Genomic DNA, 22,890 nt, shown 5'->3' on the forward strand with positions numbered 1-22,890 from the left:
CAACTAAAATAGGACGTTGTTTGTAGTGAGAACTTTAGTTCTCTCTCCGCCTAGCTGGAGAGGGCTAAAGCCCCTACTACGAACCCAACCTATTCCAGCATTTTAACTGTGTCAGTCCACTACGGTCTAAGAATACCGGATTTGCAGCAGTAGTCTATCTGCTTTAACTGGAGAAATGACTCGGTGAATGCAGGAAGGATCTTGAACAAAACCAAATCCACTTTCTCCTTCAATGATCAGTTGATTGTCTTGCCCGTAATAATTAAGCACCGTCTTGTCCGACTGGCGACCCGCAGAAAAAGTCATGTAAAGTGGCTTTTTCTTATGAGAGCCTTTGATCATAACGTGAGCGCCAGAATCAGCCTTCACATCGGTGATATAAAAATAGGCTGTCATGAAGTTGTACCCAGCGATATCATAGTGAAAATTTGTGGGTGGATAACTCTGTCTAATTTCCGGCTCGGACAGATCTGAAACTAAACTCCAAGTCAGATGCTGGGTAATTTGATTGGGCCAATACCCCAGATAGTTCTTAACGATTTGCAACAGCAGCGGATCTTGGGTAATTTTTTGAATGGCTTCGCAATCCATTGCATCACGCACCAAGGCACGCAACACTGGATGCTCACCTCGCATTCGACCCTTTCTAATTACCTCTTCGATGAAAAACTCGTCGTCAGACTCAGGTTCAATACAAGGTGTTTGAATGGCATATTGATAGATTTATTTTACCATTGACGGCGATAAATAAAGACCAAATCCTACTCCTTCATGACGGAGTTGTTGGACACATTTATCTAGGGAAACACTGTCAAACATTGAATCGGAAGCAATCTTCAGGCGTTTTTTATAGAAATCGGGATTTAGGCGCTGTCGCCTAGCTTGGAGAAGACTATATATTCTCCGACAGATGAGGAAACGACCAAACCGCTGCGTGAAGTCTCCTTGGGTTAACCGCTTTATCGGGTTTGATGCTGAACTTAAGCGTCCCTTTGAACGTTCTAATGTGGTACTTTTCATGACAATTCTCAAGACACTTGGCTACATCTACTACTCTCATCATTACGTTTGGGGATCAGGAGTGTCACACCCAGTTTGAGATCAGTAATTTACGCCGCGAAACTGATCCGTTATTTCTTTTAGGGAGAATTGTACAGCCGATATCCAAGAGGGTGGCGGAATAGATTTGACGGTTCAATTGAAGCTAAAACAAGCCAAGAACTCAAGTTCTTGGCTTAGAGCTCAAGTCCATTAAAATGGACTAATACCAAATCCGGGGAACGTGACCCTCGTTATAACCTAGTCCGCGCAGGCGGACTACCCTTCGGGAAGGCTTCGCCTATGTTTGTGTAGCCGCGATTTCAATCGCCTCCTCTCTAAAACTGAAACAGATGTAACCTAAAAAGAATACTTTTGCGAAAACGATGAAACCTGGGCTTCTAACTCATCGCACGCTTCACGGACTAACCGCAACCCTTCTTCCTTCTTCAGATGAGCGCCTGCGGGAACAAACTCTTGTAAAATTTCCGCCTCTGTTGTTTGATATTCACCCCAATCTGATTTCAACTTTTCCAGGTAATTAATTTCCTCACTACCATCTTGAATGGCAAACTCTAAAATAGAATCCAGATAAGCCGTAACCTTAGAACTCTTCACCCCTTCCGTCACAGCCGCAAATAATAATTCACCATTGAGATAGTCAAACTCTGGCACAACTAGCCAATTACCCCGTAACTCAAAGGTATGAACGCCTTGAGCAGGTCTAACTGTTATTCCTTCCTGCCTGACTCGCCTAGCTGCATTGTAAACTAATCTCAGAATTGTGAAAATCACGTCTGGATAATTACTATCAATTCCCCGCAATTCCACTGTTCCTAATGCATTCAGTCGCACCGGATTCCAACCTGATTTCAGTAAATTTCCGCCGCCCTCAGTAAACAACTTTCGCTCAACTCCAGCATTATCCATCGCGGCTAGCCATGCATAATAGCGTTCAAATTGCAACTCCACTAACTGTTCCACAGAATCGGCATAGGGCATTAAACCGCCGACAGATTGTAAGTGAGTATAAACGCCTTCCCAGCCAAATCTGTCACTTCCCCGATAGCGGACAATGTGATAAGCAAGTCCCGTGGCTTCTCCTTCATAAAAGGGACAGGCGCGTCCCAAGGCGATGAGGGCGGCATCTAATGCTGTTGCTAAATTATAAATATTAATGAGTTCTTCGTGTTCAGCGGCGCTGCTGTTGTAAGAAACGCCGACGCGGGAATCAATTACTCCTGGCGGTACTTCTAAATGGATATGAGTACCCGTACATTTACCCGCATTCAAAAATCGGTCATAGCCAACAGTGCGAACCTGGACATGATAGTTCAATTTATCTCGAATGACGGGAATTAAATGTAAGGGATAGCTGGATAGGGGATAAAGCCGCAAATGCATCTTTTCCCCCACCTGTAATGCCAGTTGTAAATTTTTAAGATAGGCTTTGGCTAATTCTGTGGGCGTATAAGCGGGAGGGGTATTAATTTCGATCATTCCCTTCACCCATTCCGGCATAAAGTAATCGGGATTTAAGCCAATAGCTTCGGCTTCTTGGCGACAATTTTGTAAGAATTCATCGGCATGATTGGAAAATTTTCCCCTTTCGTCTACGAGGAAAAATTCTTGTTCTAAACCGATGCGACGTTTACCTAGTTTCATAGTATTAACGGTTGCTTAGTATTATAGCGGTTTCCAGTCAGATCCCCGACTTCTCTAAGAAGTGGGGGATCTTGGGTATCGGCACATAGGTTATTATCAATAACTGCCGCGACATACCCTAAACCCGCCCCTACTTTCCTCACAATCAAACCTCCACTACGGCTTGCTGATACACCTGTTGTGTCACCTGAACTAACCGTTGTATGGCGGTTTCTAATTCGCGATCGCTGGCGGTGAGACTAATCCGAATGCACTGATGCTTGTGTTCCCACTCTTCCCGTAATCCAGGAAAAAAGGTATTTCCGGGAACGACGATTACCCCCACCTGCTTTAAGTGTTGATAAAAGTCCCAATCGGTTATCGGTAAATCTTTTAACCACAACCAGGCAAAAATCGCGCCTTCACCTCGATGTAAAAACCAAGGTAACTCCTTGGGCATAAATTGGTTCAGCGCTGTTTCTAAGACGGCAAACTTGTGTTGATAATAAGGACGAATCACATTAACAGAAATCTCAGCTAATGCGCCAGAATCAATCGCCCGTGCTGCAATGGCTTGTCCGTAGCGGGAGGAATGGATGCACAGATTCGTCTGGAAAGATTCCAAGATACCAATCAGGTTCGGATCACCAATAGCGACGCCAATCCGTTCTCCGGGTAATCCGGCTTTGGATAAACTCAGGCAATGGATAATATTATCACCAAAAATTGGTGTCATTTCGGTGAAATTTAATGCCGGAAATGGGGGTGCATAAGCGGAGTCAATGAATACTGGTACATTATTAGGTGCGGCGAGTTCTGCAATTTTTCGCACCTCGTTATCACTGAGAACGTTACCTGTGGGATTACAGGGACGAGAAAATATGACACATCCTGTATCTTGGGTAATTTTCAATTGGCTGAAGTCGGGACGATATTTATAGCGATGTGCTGCTTCGTCAATCTCTAGGCTGGGTTTGTAGGCGATTAGTGCTTCTGGGGTTAAGCTGACGCCACCGTACCCGGTATAATCGGGACTCAGGGGGAGAACAATTTGTTTTAATTCCCCGGCTTGGGTATAGCCGCCAAAGGCATTTGCGCCGTAGAAGTAAATGGATTGAGAACCGGGAGTAATTAAGATATTCCGTTCAGTCAGTCTCAAGCCATAACGCTGATTAAAATCCCGTGCGATCGCGTCAATCAAGGGCTGGTATCCTTGAGATGACCCATAACGGCAAACCACTTCTCCGTATTCGGGACTTGCCAAGAGTTGGGCGGTACAGTCTCGCCACAGTTGTTCCACCTCTGGCAATATTACCGGATTTCCGGCACTGAGGTTAATAAACTCCTGTCCCTGACCTAATCGTAACGTTTCAATAATATCCTTCATAATAGCCCGGACGCCCGTCAGGTTGGACATCTGAGTACCGAATTGAGTGAGAGACGGTTCCATCATGCGCGATCGCTCTTGTTACAGAGGTTAACTTACTTTGCCGCGAATTGAGTCAAATTTGCTGATTCGCTGGGGACTGTATTTATTTAACCGCAAATTTCCCAACCCGACTCTCCCAATTCTTCGCTCTTTTCTCAACTGAAGAGCGTACTGGCGTGGCACACCTTAATTGGTTGATTAGAATTGTAGGGGCGCATGGCATGCGCCCAATTTCACCGCAAAATCTATACCCATTCCTGATCTCGTTATTGAAGTTGTAGTCACCAGTGGTGATACAAACAAACTGAAGCGATATCAGGCATTAGGAGTGCCAGAAGTCTGGTTTTGGCAAGACGGTTTATTTAGCCTCTATCGCCTACGGAATAATCAGTACGAAAAAATTACCCGCAGTGAAATTGCCGAACTGGCAACGCTAAGTATTGATCTGCTCACCCGTTGTGTGTTGATGGCTCAAACGTCTCGGTTGGAAGCAGCAAAAGCGTTTCGCCAAGCCATTAAATCGTCATCCGTGTAAAATTTCAAACCATTACTGTTCCCCACCTTCCTCACTTTCATTCAGCCAGATGCCGTGAAACGTCAGACTTGATCAAGTCACCTTAGCCTTGGCGTACTATAGGTAAGGTAAATGCATAGACTGGGAGAACAACCACGGCTTACACACGTCCCCTCGCTCGACTGATCGAGCAACTACAACGCTTACCTGGAGTCGGTCCCAAGACTGCTCAACGATTGGCATTACATATTATTAAGCGCTCAGAGGATGAAGTCAAAGCCCTGGCGCAGGCTTTAATTGAGGCGAAAAAGCAGGTTGGCTTGTGTCAGGTTTGCTTTCACCTGTCGGCGGAATCGGTTTGTGATATCTGTCGTAACCCGAATCGGGATAAAACGACGCTTTGTGTGGTGGCGGATTCCCGTGATGTGATTGCGTTGGAGAAAACACGGGAGTATCGGGGAAATTATCATGTTCTCGGTGGTGTGATTTCTCCCATGGATGGAATTGGACCCGAACAATTGCATATTGAACAACTGGTGCGCCGCGTTAGCCAGCAGAAGATTCAAGAGGTGATTTTAGCGATTGGTTCGAGTGTGGAAGGGGAGACGACAACGCTGTATATTGGTCAACTGTTGAAACCGTTTACGAAGGTGACTCGGATTGCTTTTGGCTTACCCATGGGTGGGGATTTGGAATATGCAGATGAGGTGACATTAGCACGGGCGTTGGAAGGGCGGCGGGAGTTGGATTAGTTATTTGTCATTTGTCATTTGTTATTTGTCATTTGTCATTTGTCATTCGTCATTTGTCATTCGTCATTTGTTAAGAAATAGGGTATTCAGAATTTATATCATGTTCGTCTAATGCCAATTCTCCATGAAGCTAGATTAGGGCACGATGGTATCGTGCCCCTACCACAACCGAAGGGATAATTGATTGGGTAGGGGCACGGCATTGCCGTGCCCTATGTATAGCGAAACTCCTTTCATTCTGCCCTTTGCCTTCCACAATCCTTTATCGAGTAACTTCGATATAAATATGCTCTAAGCGTACAGGTTGGCGCGTAATTGAATCTAGGGAAATGCCCTCAAATTGCTCAATTATTTCTTTTAAATCCAAAGCTTCGGGTAACCAAAAAGCTAAATCATTCCCGTAGCGCCGATGGGTGAAACCTAGCTTTGTCGCCCGCGCGATCGCACGTTCTTCTTCTTGTGTCTGGATGATCACAATCTCTTGGGCGGGAATCCTTTGGCGCAGGGTATCTAAACTCCCTTCGGCGACAATTTGTCCCCCTTTGAGAATGCCAATCCGCTGACACAGGCGTTCGGCTTCGTCTAGTAAATGAGTAGTTAACAAAATTGTTAATCCTTGACGTTGGAGACGACGAATCAAGTCCCAAACTTCATATCGGGCTTCGATATCTAAACCCGTTGTGGGTTCGTCTAAAATTACCAGTTTTGGCTGATGAACCAGGGCGACGGCTATATTTAAGCGTCGCTGCATTCCCCCACTTAAGGTTTCGACTGGACAGGTACCGCGATCGCATAGGTTAACGGCGTCTAAACAGGCGTGGACTTGTTGCTTTCGTTGTCGCTTGCTTAAGCCATAGATGCGGGCAAAAAAATGTAGGTTTTCGGCACAGGTTAATGTTTTATAGAGTAAGTTTTCCTGGGGGGCAATTCCGATTAGGGTTTTGGTGGCGTCGGAGACGGGTTGGTGATTAATTGAGATTGTGCCACTGTCGGCGTTGAGTAAGTTACAGATAGTATTAATTGTGGTTGTTTTTCCTGCACCATTGGGTCCAAGTAATCCGTAAATTTCTCCGGGGGGAATATGTAGGGTGAGATTTTGTAGAACCGGGCGATTGCCGTAAGATTTACAGAGGTTTTCGATATGCAGCACAATGACTAATACATAAAATAGGACAATTTTATGAGTTTCTGACACGGACTAATTGAAAGTTAAAAAATCCCAAATGGGAGGTTGCCAAAATTGTCAAAGGCTAAAGCCCTTACTACAAACCTACTCCCCTCTACCCTGGTGGGAGAGGGGCTGGGGGTGAGGGGGTTGTGGCTTAAGTTTACACGGGCGCACGTCTGTGCGCCCCTACGAAGATTTATCTGATATCATAACCTTCGCTCAACTCTCAGCATCCGCTGATAAGATAACCATCCGGCTACTACCATAATTAAGGCAAATACCGCCAAAAACCAAAAATGCTCCCGAATATCCGCCAATCCTGCGCCATTTGCCCACACAGCCAGCAGCGCTTCGTTGATGTGGTAAATCGGGTTAAATTGGGCGATGTCTAGCAAGGTTTCCGGGAACAAGGAGGTGGGTAAAAATGCGCCCCCTAAAATTAACAAAGGTACACCAAACGCCGCAACCAAGGCGTTTACATCCTCCGTGCGACGGGCAAACTGGGTACCGAGGATGAATCCCACTCCCACATACGCCATAATACTCAGTAGAATAATCAAGATGCCTAAAACTAGAGACCCTTGAAATTTAGCACCCCAACATGCTGCGATCGCATAAACCAAAACCCCTTGAACCCCAGCAATGGCGCTATGGGCGCAAAAGATACCTAGAAAATAGGATATGCCACTTAACGGAGAGATGAACAGACGTTTAAGGGTTTGCTGTTCCCGTTCTCCCACCACTGTGGCTACCGTACCCCCCAGACAGCTAAAAAACAGGGCAGCACCTGCCAACGTCGAAGGGGCGGCATTTTCAAAGGCTTGCGCCATCGACAATTGGGCGCGTTCTGCCAAAATATAACCGTTGAGTAATAATACTGAAATGGGGAAAATTCCCCAAAACACCAAACTGCGGCGTCTGCGCCCCAGTTCGATTAAAATGCGCTGGGCTACAGCGACTGTTTCATGCCAATAATTCATTTGAATTTTCTGTAGGGGCGGGTTTCACTATTATTGTTTCTTGCCTCACCCAGATGCAACTCGCGCCCGCCCCCTGTTCCCTGTTCCCTGTTCCCTAAACAATGACGAATGACAAATCAAAATTAACTTCTCTTTTCCTTTCCCGACGCACCGCCTTGAAACTTATCGGCGTGGCTGGAGTCGGTAGTGTGATCGGATATTCTCGCTGGGCGAAACCGCAACCCACGGTGATTCAACCAGATACCCTGGATTTACCCCGAACCCTGACTCAGCCTAAATCTGTGGTGGTTGTGGGTGCGGGATTGGCGGGGCTTAGTTGTGCTTATGAGTTGAGTCAACGGGGTTTTGATGTCACCTTATTAGAACGATCGCCTCAATTGGGTGGTAAGATTGCCAGTTGGCAAATTCAGGTGGGCGATCACTCGCTGCGGATGGAACATGGGTTCCATGGCTTTTTCCCTCAGTATTATAATTTGAATCGGTTGGTGGCTGAGTTGGAGATTCAGGATCACTTCCGTTCCCTGGAATTTTACTCGGTGGTTTTTCGGGATAATCAGTATCAGCCGGAAGTCTTTCGCCCCAGTCGTTCTGCTTTTCCCTGGAATGTGGTAGATTTAGCGATCGCGTCTTCAAATCGCTGGCGTTGGGGGATTAATCTGACTAGACTGAAACATTGGCAGGTGTTTCGGGAAATTGGCGGTTTCCAAATTCCCGATAGTTTCCAGCGTTTGGATCAGTTATCGGTTGCCGATTGGGTAAAAGGTGAGTTTCCCCAAGGACTTTATGATCTGTATTTTTTACCCTTTGCTAAATCCAGTCTGAATGCGCCGGATCTGTTGAGTGTGGGCGAATTAATGCAGTTTTTCCACTTTTATTTTTTTGGGAATCCCGAAGGATTGGCGTTTAATGGGACGCGCCAGGATATGGGTAGGAGTTTGGTGGAACCGATTGCCCAGGCGATTCAAAATCAACAGGGAAAAATTGTTACGGAAGCCACGGTGAGTCAGATTCAGTGGCAAGATGGGCAGATTCATTCGATTAGTTATCAACAGGGAAATACTCAACCCTCGGTGCCGTTTTGGGTGAAGCGGAATCACACCATGGAAACTGATGAATCCGATAATACTGTGGACTATTACGGGGCTGGGGATGCCATGTTTGCCCTGTTTCCAGAGGAGAATCAAGCGATTTCTCTAACTTGTACTCATCAAGGCTGTACCGTACAACGCCAAGGGGATGGTCAGTTTCTTTGTCCCTGTCATGGGGCGGTTTATAATTCTGAAGGTAAAGTGATTGCGGGTCCGGCGAAACGGGATTTACCTCGATTTAACCTGATGCAACGCCAGGAGGATGAGGTGCAACTGATGGGAATTTCTAGTTCAGAGTCGCCCCCGGTAGCTACGGAAACGATTCAAGCAGATTATTATGTCTTTGCCACTGATGTTCCGGGTGTACAACATTTGTTTAAGTTGGCAGAAGGGGAGGTGAATCCCCAGGTATTTATGCAGGTGGAACAATTAGCCGTAGCTGATCCTTTTGCCGTTGCCCGATTTTGGTTTGATCGAGATTTTGCTTGGAACCATAGTAATTTTACCTCCCTGTCGGGTTATCGTCTCACCGATAGTATTACTTTGTATCATCGCATCCAAGATGATTATATTCAGTGGCATGAAAAGACGGGGGGAAGTGTGGTAGAGTTACACGCTTACTGTTATAAAGAAGACGAATTTCCCAATCAGCAGGTTTTATTAACCACGTTTGCACAGGAACTCTATGAAATTGTCCCCGAATTACAAACGGCGACGATGTTACATCAGGAGTTAGTGAATCAGAAAAACTTCTCCGGTTATCCCCCAGGGAGTTATCAGGAACGCCCCGAAACCGATTCGGGTGTGGCGAATCTATTTTTTGCTGGAGACTGGGTAAAAATGCCTTTTCCCTGTGGGTTAATGGAACGGGCGGTAAGTAGTGGATTCCTGGCGGCTAATGGGATTATACACCGGGAAGGATTGCAACAGCGATCGCTATTATCGGTGAATCCAGAAGGGATTTTTTCGATATGATTTGTTATTCGTCATTCGTCATTCGTCATTCGTCATTTGTCATTCGTCATTCGTCATTTGTCATTCGTCATTTGTCATTTGTCATTCGTCATTCGTCAGAAACCCTTGATACACCACCAGCCTTAAACAGGAATCTCGCCAACAGTACAGATAATTGTAGGGGCGGGTAATGAGATTCAATTTTGAACAAAACCCGCCCGAACTTTCCTAATCCCAATCCCCTATCCCCAATGGAGAGGAACAAGCTATGATTAAAGGTGCGATCGCGAAATTAGGACTGATTACTTTATTCGCAGGAATCTCATCAACGGTACAGGCGCAGGAATCGCCTCCCTACATTCCCCAGACAGCCGTAGCATTGGCGCTGCAAGGGGAGGTGCAAGAGTATTTAAATGCGGTGAATCTGGCGCAATTGAATTATTTTCTGGAGTATTCTCAGTTTGCCCCAAGTTTAGCTGAGTTAAATCTGGCGGGGTTTCAGGAGACGGAGAATTATCGCTATTTGATGCTACCTGCCAAGAATCCGCTTCAGGGTATGATTATGATTGCCCAAGCCAAAGATCCGAGACTAAAAAGTTATGCGGGGGCGGCTTTTGTGGTATCGTCGGGTGAGATTATTAAGGGGATTGGGGGGATTTGTGAAACGAATTTGCCTTCCACGTCTCCGCCGGTGATTCCGACAGCGCCGACGTTTGCTTCCACGGGTATATTATGTCCCCTTGGTTCTCATGCGTTAACGGATTTTGATCGGGACACAATATTATGAAAATAACCCCCCTTTCTCCCCCGTGCAACAAAAGTGAGATAGGGCGGGTTTTGCTGTTCAGTTATTTCAGTGATAGCTGAGTTGAATTCCTAAACCCGCCCCTACAATGGATAAACCTACCCCTACAATTACATTATAACTATAATTTAATTATGACTAATTATGACCAATTTAGACGTTCGCCAACTTGGAATTAATCTTAACCATTGGTATGTCGTCGCCCGTAGTGATGAGGTGAAATCTAAACCTCTTGGCGTGACGCTTTGGCATGAAAACATTGTTCTTTTTCGCGATAGTACGGGTGAAATTCATGCTTTAGAAAACCGTTGTCCCCATCGCCAGGTGCAGTTAAGTCACGGTCAACTTAAGGGGGATTTGTTGGAATGTGCCTATCACGGATGGCAGTTTAAGTCAACTGGTAATTGTGTTTTTGTTCCCTATTTAGCCGAGAATCAAAAACTGCCGAGTTGTACGATTCGTGCTTATCCGGTGCGGGAAAAGGATGGGTTTATTTGGCTGTTTCCAGGGGAGAGGAATGGGGACATTCAACAACCGATGGGACTCCCGGAGTGGGATCATCTGAATTATATCGCTACGGTTTCTCGGATTGACTGTAATGCCCATTATTCGTTTCTAATTGAGAATTTGATGGATATGTATCATGGGCATTTGCATCAGGATTGGCAAGCCTGGGCTGATCCGGTTTTGATGGATATCGATGAAGATGAGTATCGGGTGGATGCTCATTATCAGGCGCAGAGTTATTATAAAATTGATCAGATTTGGTCAATTTCTCAGTTGTTTTTTCCGGCGCTGCGGCGTTTGCATCCGGAACCGTTGGATGTGAGTTATGTGTATCCCCATTGGGTATCGAGTTTGGGGGAGGATTTTAGGATTTATTGTTTATTATGTCCGGTGAATTTACGGCAGACTCGTGCCTATTTGGTTCATTTTACCTCGCTGAATGCATTTTGGCGGTTGCATAAGTTACCGGTTTGGTTTCGGCGGTGGATTAAGGAGAGTTTATTTGGTTCGGCGCAGGGGTTGTTGGATGGGTTGGTGCGTCAGGATGTGCAGATGATTGAGGAGGAACAGTTGGCGTATTTGGCGCATCCGGAAGGGAGGGGGTATGAGTTGAATCGGGCGTTGGTGAGTGTGCAACGGTTGATGGGTAAGCAGGGCGATTTGTAGGTTTGATTATTTTACAGGATAATCTGCTCAGTGTTACGTTGATGGGCTAAGGTTCCCAAACGACGAACTACGAACGAACAATGAACTGCATATGTTCGATCCGTTGAGAAATACTGATCGGGAAATAGCCAATAGATAACCTGAAGGAGTAAAAAAATGATCCAACAATGGAGTATTTTAGGAATAAGCGCGATCGCGACGGCTTTGATGGTCATTACACCCTCTAGAGCTGAACTTATTGATGAGGTTGGGCAAACTGTTACCAAATCTGTCATTGAGGGTACATTCAATGATCAGGACGAGCCTGCTGTGGCTCAGGACTATCAGAGTTTTTTTGAAGAAAGTCCCAAAGAAATTGTTGATGAAGTTTGGCAAATTCTTGATAGACAGTATGTTGATGGTACATTTAATGGTCAGGACTGGCAAGCTGTACGTCAGGACTATCTGAATCGTTCCTATGAGTCTCAGGCAGAAGCGTATAATGCGATTCAGGAGATGTTGGAACTGTTGGATGATCCTTTTACTTGGTTTATGTCTCCCGAAGAATTTAAATCAATGCAGATTGACTCCAATGGTGACTCGGTTGGAGTCGGACTTCTGTTGAAACAAGATCACACGACCCAAGAATTTATTCTTGTTCATCCTATTGAAGCGACTCCAGCATACGACGCTGGAATTTTGCCAGGGGATGTATTGGTAAAAATTGATCGTGAGAACACTCAAGGAATGAGTCTGAGAGAGGTTAATCACCTTCTTCAGGGTCGAGTGGGTACGAGTGTCATTCTCACAGTACGACGGGCTAAAAGGGAACTGGAGTTTGAAGTTACTAGGGAACCAATTGAAATTGATCCAGTACGCTACACTTATCGGAATACGCCAGCGGGTGAGATTGGTTATATTCGCCTAAATCAGTTTAGCAGGATCGCAGCCCAGGAAATGCGAGAGGCAATCAATGATTTAGAGGCGCAGGAGGTTAATGGCTACATCTTAGATTTACGCTCTAACCCGGGCGGATTAATCTACTCCTGTATTGAAATTGCCCGTATGTGGTTAGATAAAGGCAAGATTGTTTCTACCGTGAGTCGTCGTAATTCAAATGAAAACATTGCCAGGAATCAAGCTTTGACCGATAAACCGTTAGTTGTTCTCGTCAATGAAGGATCAGCCGCCGCCAGCGAAATCTTAGCCGCTGCCTTGCAAGATAACCAGCGAGGGGTTTTGGTGGGAACTTCAACAGCGGGTTACAATTCGGTTCAGTCAGTGCGAGTACTTTCAGATGGTTCAGGTTTAGCGGTAACTATTGCCAAGTACTTTACTCCGAATGGGCGAGATATTTCTCAGGTAAGAGTTACGCCGGATCAGGTGGTTAGTCTTACGCCAGCGCAACAAACAGTGATGATTCGAGAAGATTCGGCTGCGACAATGAGTGATCCGCAGTATGTTCAAGCGGTGGAAATGTTGACGCAATTGATACAGAATTAGTGTTGATTTATATTTTGTTTGATACGAATATGGGCGGGTTTGACTGTTATCGTTTCTTTTTCCACCTGGATATGACGAAGCCCGCCTTTTCCACTGTTCTCTGTTTAGATTTTTTTCTTAATATTACTATATATTTGATGATAACCTGCTCGGTGTTACGTTGATAGGCTAAGGTTCCCAAACGACGAACGACGAACGACGTTATCCTGGTGGTTTAGTAATAATTATTGCGTCTGATATGACTGTGTAGTTTTTTCCTTTGTTCTCTGAACGGCGGCATTGTTTTATGTATCCTTCAGGAAAATAAGTGACTTTACGGAACGGGCTGAATAGTTACAGGGGAATTGCCCGAGGTAGTTTAGGTTTGATGATGCTTCTGAGGTATCTATGAGTTGTTTGATAAATGCCCAGTGTTTCTGTTGTCTGGCATTATAAAGTAAGACGAGGAAGCCGTCGTCTCGTAGAATTGCGGAACAGTCGGTTAAGAAGGCGCTCATGGTTTGATTGTAGAGGGTGGCGGTTTTGGCACGTTCTTTGGCATTGGAGATAACGATTTCTGAGTCAAAGTTGGGTTCAATTCCTAAGATGCTATTCCACAGTTCACTGAGTTCTAGGTAGGGAATGCGATCGCTGTGTGGGGGATCGGTTATAATTAGGTTAATTGATTGCTTGGGCAGGTTTTTTAGTTCCTGTTGACAAGGGGCGCAAATAATGCAGCATTCTGCGTCATTTTGGTAGAATTGATCGAGAGTTTCACTGATAGTGCTACCTTGTAAGGGATCACCATTTTTAATAGCTTTTAAAAGTTTGGTAACGCGCCGCTCGAAACATTTCCAAACGTTGACTTCAAAGTGTAATGGGGGTCGCCAGTAGCCAATCACCCAACTCCCGACTTCTATTTTTTTTGAGGGATTTCCGTTAGTTTTGCCTCTGCCTGTAACGGCGAATACCATCTTTGTCATTTGTCCAGATGCTGCGGTTAGGCATAGCTTCATCGCGGGTTGAGCGGCTTGGGGAAGTTGGTTAATTTGGTTGATAATTAAGTCTAGGTTATGTTGGGCGCGACCTGTGATTAGGTCGGATAGGGAGAGTTGCGGGGTGGCGTTTATTCTGCTATTTGCAAAGAATTTAGGGGGACGAATGGTTTTGCTTTTATAGTTGGAGAAGGTTTGGATGAGTTTAAGGTCTTCGGGTGTGGGGGGGAGTTCGAGGCGGGTGCTGCTGCGATTACCGGATAACCAAATTTGGCGTAATTGGTTGTTTTGCCAAAGGTAATGGGATGCGATTCTTCCATCTTTGAGTTGATAGGTTTGGTTGATTTGGGGTTTGAGGGTTTTTTCTAGGGATAGGAAGGCATCGCGGATGATGGGGTAATCGGGTGGGGAGATGAGTAGTTTGGTGAGTTCGGTGGCGATGGGGTTGATGTCAATTCCGATGAAACGACGTTTCCGCAGCCGGGATTCACGGGCGGCTATGCCGGAACCGACGAAGGGGTCTAGGATGATATCGTTTTCTTGGGTGAGTTGTTGGATGGCTAGGGCGAGGGGTTCGTGGGGTTTTTTGCCCCAGTATTTGTGTAGTCTGTACCAGCCTGAATATCCAGTGGGATGAGTGATGGTTTGGGGGGATGGTTCGGAATTGTTGGCAAATTCTAGGGTTAGTTGTTTGTACACTCGGTTTGTTTGGGTTGGGTTTTATCAGGTTTTGGGGTGGGAAAGGTTTGATTATATTACAAGATAATCTGCTCGCTGTTGCGTTGATGGGCTAAGGTTCCCTTACTACGAACGACGAATGTTGGTTGGGGTGGGGGAGGTTTGATTATATTACAAGTTAATCTGCTCAGCGTTGCGTTGATAGGCTAAAGCCCAAACTACGAACTACAAATCTAAGGGTAGGGTGACGGTGAAGGTGGTGCCGATATCGACTTCACTGTGGACGTTGATGGTTCCGCCGTGGAGTTCGATGGCTTTTTGGACGATGGATAGTCCGAGCCCAGTTCCGGGTAGGTTGCTGACATTTCTCGCCCGGTGGAAGGGGTCAAAGAGTCGGGGGATGTCTTCTCTTGGTATGCCGATTCCTTGATCTTGGATCTGAAAGCATACTGTATGGTCTGGATAGGTTAGGGTTAGGGTTATGGTGCTGTTTGGTTGGGAATAGTTGATAGCGTTGGATAAGAGGTTGCCAAGTATTTGATAGAGGAGTTTCTCGTCGAGGCAAACGCTGTGGTTGGTTCCGGGGGCGTTGAGTTGTAGGGTTTTGCTGCTACCGGCGATGATTTGATAGTCTTCGACGATGGTTTGGCAGAATTGTTCTAAGTCGAGTAATGTGGGGTTGAGTTCCAGTTTGTCGGCGCTGGCTTGGCTGAAGACAAGAACGTCATCGAGTATTTTGGTAATCCGCCGCACGGCTTTATCGGTTCGTTGGAGTAATTGATTGCATTTTTCTTCGCTTAAGCCGTCGTGAGAACGGGCGAGGAGTTGGGCGGAGACGTAAATCATGTTCAGGGGGGTGCGGAATTCGTGGGAGACGGTTTGGATGAAGCGGGATTTGAGTTCGCTGAATTCTTTTTCGGCTTCTAGTTGTTGGCGTAGGCTTTCGGCTTGATGGCGATAAGTCATGTCCCGAATTAACCAGCGCAATCCCACGATTTCTGATTGGGGGTTGAGTATGGCTGAGATGGAAATCTCCACCGGGAATGGTTCACTCTGGCGCGGTTGCAGGGATAGTTCCCAGTCTCGGTACAGTAGGGTGGTGGGAAAGTCGGGGGAGGAGAGGTGGGTGAGTTGGTTGAGTTGACTGAGAAAGGTGCGTTTGCTTGTATCAGCAATAAACACAGCTAGGGGTTTGTCGATTAGACGCCGTTTTTCTATATTCAGCAGGGTGGCGGCGGCTTGGTTGGCGTCTTGGATTATACCGGATGCGTCGGTGATGAAATAGCAGTCGGGGGCGAATTCAAATAACTCTTGATACTTTCGGCGTTCGTCTTCTGTGGCTTGATGCGCCGCTGCGAGTTCCTGATTCCGTTCTTGGATTTCTTCGACGGCGACTTGTAGTTCTTCGAGGGTGGTGGATAGTTCGGTAACGGTTTCGGCTAGCTTAATTGAGCATTCATCGGCTGACATGCTAACCTCAGGTTCTGTCTGGGCTAAACGTTCTTGGGCGTTTTGAATATGCTCGTTAATCGCTTCGGTTAAGGTATCGGAGGATATATTTAGTTTTTTTTTGCGGATTGGTTAGGATTCATGGTTATCTCCATTACATCAGGGGTGTTTAGCCTATTCAGATTTATTTATAGTTAATGCAGCATTTTATAAATGATTGCGTTCTATAAAACAGTAGAATTTAAAATTTCTATAGCTTATATAGCTTGCACTTTACTATAGTAGTTTTTAGGATCAGATTCTTCCGACTAGAGGGCGAGTGACGTTTTTTTGATGATTTCACAACGGTTATATCACCTTTAGTCGGGACACGACAAGTCGTGTCCCGACTAGAATTTTTTTACATTCAGGAGTGGCAATTTGACGGTAAATGTTGTGCCAATATCAATCTTACTTTGGACAGAAATTTTGCCTTGATGCAAATCCACGGCTTTTTTGACGATCGCGAGTCCTAGTCCTGTCCCGTTGATTGTACCTGTATTCTGGGCACGATGAAAGGGTTCAAATAAATGAACTTGGTCGTTTGGGGGAATACCGATGCCGCGATCGCGAATAATAATTATAGCTTGATTCTCCTCACGATTCAGTTCAAAGTCTACGGGATCACCGTTGGGTGAGTATTTCAGGGCGTCGGCTTTGCTATAGATTAAAATATCTTCCAATAATTGGGTCATATAGCCTACAGATTGGCTAATTTTCTGAAAATGTACGGTTTTGCGTTCTGGACTCAGGCGATCGCTATACCGTTCTAACATTTCACTAGAGGAGAGAATCGTGGTTAGCGGCGTGCAAGATCCCCGACTTCTCCGAGAAGTCGGGGATCTGTCTGTGTACCTCACTTACTTGAAAAGCGCTGTATTTATGGTGACGCTTCCCCAGCTTCCCCAGCTTCCCCAGCTTCCCCTGCTTTCACCTTAAGTTGACACCCATATCTCACCCCTCACCCATCTCCTTGATTCACCTCTTCTACCAAGATAATCGCGCCGTGTAATTGTTCTTCTATCCCTTTCAAGCCATGGAACGTAACCCGACATTGAATGGATTGACCTCGGCGATTAATCGCATCCACCATGATTGTCTGATGATTTTCCTCACCCTGAAAACAGTTACGGATTGGTTCGCGCAATTGATCCACAGGTAAGCCAATATCTAAACTGAGGAGGGATTTGTCTTGTACCTCGTCACTGCGTACTCCCCAGAATTCCTCAGAATATACATTCCAACGGATAATATGAAATTCGCGGTTTACAATAATTACCCCCGTTTGGAAGCTTTCTAAAATTGAATTTAAAAAGGCATTCATTTGCTTGACTTCATCCGTCCGCAAGCGCAACTCATCATTCATCGTCCGCAATTCTTCATTGGTAGATTCGAGTTCTTCATTCATTGTCTCCAGTTCTTCGTTGGTGGATTGCAGTTCCTCGTTTGTGGTTTCGAGTTCTTCGTTGGTGGATTGCAGTTCTTCGTTTGTGGTTTCTAATTCCTCATTACTCGACTGGAGTTCCTCATTTGCCGTTTCCAGTTCTTGGGCAGATGCTTTATATTTACTGTGCAGTTGGTTGTAGCGAGTAATATCATGAAAAGAAACACTCACTCCCAATAACTGATCGTCATTGCCATTTTCCTTTAAGGGAGTAATTTGCACATCCAAATACTGAGTCTTATCGGACTGCTCCCGCACCACATCGTTAATCATAATCGATCTGCGATCGCGATAGACATCATCAATGATTGACCGCAGTTCTAGGGGACGGTAGGAAATTTCCAAGTCTCGAAACAGTTTGCCCAGATCTTGCCGTTTGATATCAAACATCGACCGGGCGCTCATATTTGCCAACACTAAGTAACCATTGGTATCAACAATAATTTGGGCAATGGGTGAGGTATTAAATGCCGCTTCTCGCAGCCGCACCCGCTCAGACAGACGCTCACTCGATTCTTCATCCCCAGCTTGGGCGAATATCAGCAGGCGATCGCTTAGTTTCGGTTTGGGTACTTTGGTAAAGAGGCGGTGCTGTAAATTTAAGGGTCTAAACAGATTGCTATTAGTTAGCAGCATCTCGGCTTTGCCCAAAAATAGAGCGCCGTTGTCCTTTAGCGCAAAGTTAAACCGTGCCAAAATCCGTTTCTGAGTTTCCGCATTAAAATACATCAGCGTGTTGCGGCAAATCAGTAAATCCAGTCGGGAAATTGGCGCATCTTGAACCAAATCATTCCGACCAAAAATCACCGCCCGGCGGATATCAGATCGGAATACATACTGATTGCCGACTTGTTCAAAATAGCGCTGTCGCCATTCTTCGGACAGGTTTTCTAAGGCTTTGGAATCATAGCGTGCCCAACGCGCTTGACTTAAGGCTTCTTCATCGACATCGGTGGCATAAATTTTCACCCGCTGGCGAAATTGTTCCAACCCCATTATTTCTACCAAAAGCATGGCGATAGAATAGGCTTCTTCCCCCGAAGAACACCCCGCACTCCAGACGCGGATTTGCTCTTGCCTATCCTTTTGCTGCAACAGTTGCGGCAGGAGTTGATGGTGTAAATAGTCCCAGGCTTCGGTATCCCGGAAAAATGCGGTAACGTTGATTAAAATTGTATTAAACAGCGGCTCAAATTCTTCTGGATTAACTTCCAGGTAGTCCAGATAATCGCCAAAATTATCGATATTGTGAGACTGCATTCGCCGGGTTACCCGCCGCTTGAGCGTAGAGCGTTTGTAGCCTGTAAAATCAAAGCCGCGTGTTTCTTTTAGGTACTCCAGTAGAGATTCAAAAATTCGTTTTTCTTCACGTTCTTGGTCATTATTCATTTGTCATTGGTCATTATTCATTTGTCATTTTTCGTTGGGTATTAGTAGCGAGCAAGATGCAAAGCCTGCGGCATGGCTTCGCTTAACGCACTGCAAGGATTTAGCCATTATTGATATTAAGGGTTTAAATGCCGAACAGCTTATAACCATTAAAATCTTCTACCCTCTATCTTCTTGTACAAGTTGGATGAGTGTTTCAGCAATTTTAGATAAGGGTAAAATTAAATCAACGATTCCCGTTTTAATGGCAGAACTAGGCATACCAAAGTGTTGCGACGTTTCTTGGTCTTGGCTGATCACCATACCTCCCCGTTGCGCGATCGCCTCTACTCCTTTTGTGCCATCTTTCCCTGTCCCGGTTAAAATGACAGCAATTGCCCGATTTTGATAACTATTTGCCAGCGACTCAAACAGTAAATCTGCTGAGGGACGGACAAAATTGACAATAGGTGACTGCGTTAGGGAAAGCGTACCATCAGAGTTGACCAAAACATGATAATCTGGTGGGGCAATATAAACTTCTCCCGGACTTAGCTTGTCTCCATCCTCCGTCTGCTTAATCGGCAAAGAAATCCGTCGGCGGAGTATATCTGCCATTAGGGAACGGTGACTGCGGTCAAGATGCTGTAAAACCAGAACGGCTGCTGGAAAATCACTCGGTAGATGGGATAAAACTTGAGATAGCGCCTTTAGTCCGCCAGCGGATGCGGCGATGGCGACGACATCAAAGGCGGTATTAGCGAAGGCTGGGGGATAATTAGTGTGTTGATCAAACTGGGGCTGTTGCATTTTATTTTATTAGGGGTTTGAAAATGTAATTTGATTTCTATGCATATCCAGGACATTGGTCAAGAAACCGGGTTTCTTTGGGTGAAAGGTTGATATTGCGTTGTCATCCTGACGAGAAACCCGGTTTCTAGGAATACTTGACCGACGCTCTAGGACTCTTGTGGTCAAAATGCATAGCTATAGCCATCTTTACGGTGAATCGGTGTGCAGTAATCCAGTCTGATTGACCTCCTTGAACGATAGCAGTTAACGTTCTTAGTCTATCGATTTTGGCAATATCCGCGCGAGGTTAGGGGAGGGAATAGGAAACAGGTGTTGTGCGATCATCTCTCCTAACTGTTGTAGAGACGTTCCGGCGGAACGTCTCTACCATAAGATGTGTCCTAACCGCTATGGCGGTTGCTATAAATTGAAAGTTTTGTTTAACGTTGAGCTGACCCCTCCCTAACTCTCCCCTCGCAGGGGAGGGAACCATAAGAAGATTTCCCCCCACCCGACACCCCTATACGCCTCCTTCCTGTAACACTTCCGAGAAGGCAAAATCGGGTTCGGCTAACACAAATACCGTTGTCGGTAATCCCGTGGCTAAACCTTGTAAGCGTTCGTAATAACTGGTATAATCATCCATCGGTTTCGCCATACCCAAGAAGACTAAATCGGCACTTTGGGAAGACCGACGCAGGATTTCGGGGAACGGGCGTCCCTTTGCCTCAATCACTTGCGATCGCGCTCCAATCCGCAGTTGTTTAGTCAGGTTTTCCACATTCTTCCGCGTGGCTTGGGCGGCGGCGTTATTGGCGACAACTAATTTAAGGTTAATTTCAGCACTACGCCATTCCAAACTCGTTCGCAACAGATACGCCAAAATTAACATCAAACCCCCATTTGCCTGTAACCCGCCCCACCAGACATCAATCCGTTTGCGGCGACCAAATCCCCGTTCCTCTACATCCCGTAAAATCACCACATTACGACGGGCTTGATGCAAGTTGGCGATCATCTGACAGTAACTCCCACGATGAGAGGCTTGTTCACTATCCCCTAACAGAATCGTATTGGGAACCAATGGACCAATCCCATACGCCTCAACTAACCGTTCCGCCCCAATAAACGGATCAGGGGCAGAAATTAACCGGGCTAACCCTTGCACCCCCCGCTTCTCTAAATACTCGCGAATCGTGGCTTCCATTTCCAACTGCTTGGCTGGATCACGAGACCCAGTGGGAATTACACTGGCGACAGTAAATAAACTGCGTTTGTGGGTTAAATTTGCCGCAAACTCCACCAAATGCCAGCGACGAGTCGGGGCACCAGAAAAGACCAGAATATGAGGACGCCAGTTTTTCGTATCAGCCGTATAGTCGAGGCGATTAATTCCCGTCCGTACCAACGCCATCCAGACACCCTGACGCACATCCCCCCAAGCACTTTGTAATTCCCGCCGTTCTAACCAAATATAAACACTCGATACAATCAGCGCCGCCATGATTGTCGCCACGGCGTTGAGTAAGAACATCACCCCCAAACAGCCGACTGCCCCCAGCAGAGATAAGGACCAATGCACCCGGAAGGAGGGGCGAAAGGAGGGAGAGCGTAAAAAGCTTTCAATTCCCGCCGCCACATTCAACACCAAATAGGTGGTGAGGAAGAACATACTTAACACCGGGGCGATTAAGTTGAGATCCCCCAACGCAACGGCGACTAACACCAAGCCCAATGTAACCACCGTGGCAATACGGGGTTCATCTTCGGGTCCGGAACCGGTTCCCAGAAACTTCAGCCACCGAGGTAAAATCCCATCCCGCGCCAGCGCCTGCATCACCCGGGGCGCACCGAGAATACTACCAATCGCACTCGATAAGGTTGCTCCCCAAACCCCCAATAATACCGAAGGACCCCAGAGGGAGATTTTCTGCATAATTAAGGGGTTTTCGATTAAGGTGAGAGCATCCGCCCGCATCGCTAAAATTATCGGTAATGCCATATAAACGACATAACCCGTCCCCACCGCCGCCAAGGTACCAATGGGAATCGAACGGCTAGGACTCCGTAAATCCCCCGACATATTCACCCCCGCCATAATACCGGTAACGGCGGGAAAGAAGACGGCAAAGACAGTCCAAAAGGGTTCAGAGTTTTGCGGTTTCGCCCCCCACAGTTCAATGTGAGTATTCGGGTCAACGGGGGAACCAAAAATCAAACAAATTAAAGACAGCGCGATCGCAGCCATAATAAAGTATTGTGCCTTAATCGCAATTTGAGCAGAGGAGATCGCCAAAATTGCCACCAGGATAGTCGTTACAATCGCTATCAGCCGCTGATGCTGAACTAATCCCTCAAACGCCAGCGTCAGACTCTCAGCAAAACCAATCGTATACAGCGCCACGGATATCGCCTGGGCAAAATACAGCGGAATTCCCACCGCTCCGCCGGTTTCAATCCCCAGAGAACGGCTAATCATATAATACGCGCCCCCCGCCTTGACCACGCGATCGGTTGCGATCGCGCAAATCGACAGCGAAGTCAGAAACGTAATCGCCGTAGACAGGGTGACAATAATCAGCGTGCCGAACAACCCCACATTCCCCACAACCCAACCGAATCGCAGGTACATGATCACACCCAGAATCGTCAGCAGGGATGGCGTATAAACCCCCCCAAACGTACCCAAACCCTTCTCTGGTTCAGAGGGAGTGGGCGAAGACGAGGGTGAATCTTGACGGAAGGGGTTTTTCATGGTAAGCACCTAAGCCTGGTTCAATCCAACGAGAAAAGGGGAAATTGTTTCAGCCAAGACAGAGTTGGTTCTATCAAGACGTCCCCGTAAACAAGCAAAAAAAATGAGATATAGCTTTTTAGCACCCTCACGAAACCAATATCACACCCTAAATACCCGTGTCCGCTACTGTAGCAAAAAAAAATTCTCTTGAATCTATATCTAGAGATTAGGGGAGTGTTGACCGTTATGAAAGACCTACTCAAAGTTGGTCAACCTTAGTCAGACTTAACTTTGATGCTTACTTCCTGCTTCGCTCTGACGGTGACGGCACTCAACCAGTCCACAGGCACTTCCCCACCTAACTGGCGGCTATCTCCAAATT

At 46.2% G+C, this 22,890-nt stretch carries 17 protein-coding genes and 2 pseudogenes; 7 read left to right on the forward strand and 12 right to left on the reverse strand.

Translation table 11 applies throughout. The features are described 5' to 3' along the window. Positions 1 to 126: 126 nt before the first annotated feature. The 4 genes from RIG27_RS15580 to RIG27_RS15595 all read right to left on the reverse strand — a co-directional run bounded on the left by RIG27_RS15580 (position 127) and on the right by RIG27_RS15595 (position 4,132). Positions 127 to 636, reverse strand: coding sequence for a hypothetical protein (locus RIG27_RS15580; RefSeq protein WP_446346583.1), 510 nt, complete (start codon positions 634 to 636; stop codon positions 127 to 129). Positions 637 to 723: 87 nt separating this feature from the next. Beyond that, positions 724 to 1,020: a hypothetical protein gene (locus tag RIG27_RS15585; protein ID WP_446346585.1), complete on the reverse strand. Its 297-nt coding sequence runs from the start codon at positions 1,018 to 1,020 to the stop codon at positions 724 to 726. Positions 1,021 to 1,398: 378 nt separating this feature from the next. After that, entirely contained in the window at positions 1,399 to 2,703 is a 1,305-nt protein-coding gene (locus RIG27_RS15590) for a glutamate-cysteine ligase family protein (RefSeq protein WP_446346587.1), read from the reverse strand. A gap of 145 nt (positions 2,704 to 2,848) precedes the next feature. Next, positions 2,849 to 4,132: a valine--pyruvate transaminase gene (locus RIG27_RS15595; RefSeq protein ID WP_446346615.1), complete on the reverse strand. Its 1,284-nt coding sequence runs from the start codon at positions 4,130 to 4,132 to the stop codon at positions 2,849 to 2,851. Positions 4,133 to 4,355: 223 nt separating this feature from the next. Here RIG27_RS15595 and RIG27_RS15600 point away from each other — a divergent pair. Together RIG27_RS15600 and recR are read left to right on the forward strand one after the other, a co-directional pair. Continuing rightward, positions 4,356 to 4,646 (forward strand): annotated as a pseudogene (locus RIG27_RS15600) (Uma2 family endonuclease); the annotation flags it as partial. Positions 4,647 to 4,786: 140 nt separating this feature from the next. Further along, positions 4,787 to 5,377, forward strand: a pseudogene (gene recR, locus RIG27_RS15605) (recombination mediator RecR); the annotation flags it as partial. 262 nt (positions 5,378 to 5,639) lie between these two features. Here recR and RIG27_RS15610 read toward each other — a convergent pair. Both RIG27_RS15610 and RIG27_RS15615 read right to left on the reverse strand, forming a co-directional pair. Then, the gene (locus tag RIG27_RS15610) at positions 5,640 to 6,527 is read right to left on the reverse strand and encodes an ABC transporter ATP-binding protein (RefSeq protein ID WP_446346617.1); all 888 of its coding nucleotides are present in this window, start codon (positions 6,525 to 6,527) and stop codon (positions 5,640 to 5,642) included. 224 nt (positions 6,528 to 6,751) lie between these two features. Continuing rightward, positions 6,752 to 7,525 (reverse strand): ABC transporter permease, encoded by a 774-nt coding sequence (locus RIG27_RS15615; RefSeq protein WP_446346589.1) that lies wholly within the window; start codon positions 7,523 to 7,525, stop codon positions 6,752 to 6,754. Between the two features lie 101 nt (positions 7,526 to 7,626). Here RIG27_RS15615 and RIG27_RS15620 point away from each other — a divergent pair, with 101 nt between their 5' ends. From RIG27_RS15620 to RIG27_RS15640, 5 genes are all read left to right on the forward strand, one after another. Beyond that, the gene (locus RIG27_RS15620) at positions 7,627 to 9,588 is read left to right on the forward strand and encodes an FAD-dependent oxidoreductase (RefSeq protein ID WP_446346591.1); all 1,962 of its coding nucleotides are present in this window, start codon (positions 7,627 to 7,629) and stop codon (positions 9,586 to 9,588) included. Continuing rightward, the gene (locus tag RIG27_RS15625) at positions 9,585 to 9,758 is read left to right on the forward strand and encodes a hypothetical protein (RefSeq protein ID WP_446346593.1); all 174 of its coding nucleotides are present in this window, start codon (positions 9,585 to 9,587) and stop codon (positions 9,756 to 9,758) included. Before RIG27_RS15620 ends, RIG27_RS15625 begins: the two co-directional genes overlap by 4 nt. Positions 9,759 to 9,835: 77 nt before the next feature. Continuing rightward, complete coding sequence (locus RIG27_RS15630) at positions 9,836 to 10,354, forward strand: type IV pilin-like G/H family protein (RefSeq protein WP_446346595.1); 519 nt, start codon at positions 9,836 to 9,838, stop codon at positions 10,352 to 10,354. Positions 10,355 to 10,516: 162 nt separating this feature from the next. Continuing rightward, a complete protein-coding gene (locus RIG27_RS15635) occupies positions 10,517 to 11,545 on the forward strand; it encodes an aromatic ring-hydroxylating dioxygenase subunit alpha (protein WP_446346597.1) in 1,029 nt (342 codons plus the stop codon). A 207-nt stretch (positions 11,546 to 11,752) separates the two neighbouring features. Continuing rightward, positions 11,753 to 13,027, forward strand: a complete 1,275-nt coding sequence (locus RIG27_RS15640) for a S41 family peptidase (protein WP_446346619.1) — start codon at positions 11,753 to 11,755, stop codon at positions 13,025 to 13,027. 284 nt (positions 13,028 to 13,311) lie between these two features. Here RIG27_RS15640 and RIG27_RS15645 read toward each other — a convergent pair whose 3' ends face one another. The 6 genes from RIG27_RS15645 to RIG27_RS15670 all read right to left on the reverse strand — a co-directional run bounded on the left by RIG27_RS15645 (position 13,312) and on the right by RIG27_RS15670 (position 22,526). Next, positions 13,312 to 14,700, reverse strand: coding sequence for a DNA methyltransferase (locus tag RIG27_RS15645; RefSeq protein ID WP_446346599.1), 1,389 nt, complete (start codon positions 14,698 to 14,700; stop codon positions 13,312 to 13,314). 204 nt (positions 14,701 to 14,904) lie between these two features. After that, entirely contained in the window at positions 14,905 to 16,149 is a 1,245-nt protein-coding gene (locus tag RIG27_RS15650; protein ID WP_446346601.1) for an ATP-binding protein, read from the reverse strand. Positions 16,150 to 16,517: 368 nt separating this feature from the next. Next, complete coding sequence (locus tag RIG27_RS15655; RefSeq protein WP_446346603.1) at positions 16,518 to 17,027, reverse strand: sensor histidine kinase; 510 nt, start codon at positions 17,025 to 17,027, stop codon at positions 16,518 to 16,520. Between the two features lie 101 nt (positions 17,028 to 17,128). Next, the gene (locus RIG27_RS15660; RefSeq protein ID WP_446346605.1) at positions 17,129 to 19,000 is read right to left on the reverse strand and encodes a CheR family methyltransferase; all 1,872 of its coding nucleotides are present in this window, start codon (positions 18,998 to 19,000) and stop codon (positions 17,129 to 17,131) included. Positions 19,001 to 19,159: 159 nt separating this feature from the next. Then, complete coding sequence (locus tag RIG27_RS15665) at positions 19,160 to 19,789, reverse strand: chemotaxis protein CheB (RefSeq protein ID WP_446346606.1); 630 nt, start codon at positions 19,787 to 19,789, stop codon at positions 19,160 to 19,162. Between the two features lie 502 nt (positions 19,790 to 20,291). Beyond that, complete coding sequence (locus RIG27_RS15670) at positions 20,292 to 22,526, reverse strand: amino acid permease (protein ID WP_446346608.1); 2,235 nt, start codon at positions 22,524 to 22,526, stop codon at positions 20,292 to 20,294. Positions 22,527 to 22,890 lie beyond the last annotated feature (364 nt).

The organism is Coleofasciculus sp. F4-SAH-05, from assembly GCF_040222985.1.
Lineage (GTDB): Bacteria > Cyanobacteriota > Cyanobacteriia > Cyanobacteriales > Coleofasciculaceae > Coleofasciculus > Coleofasciculus chthonoplastes.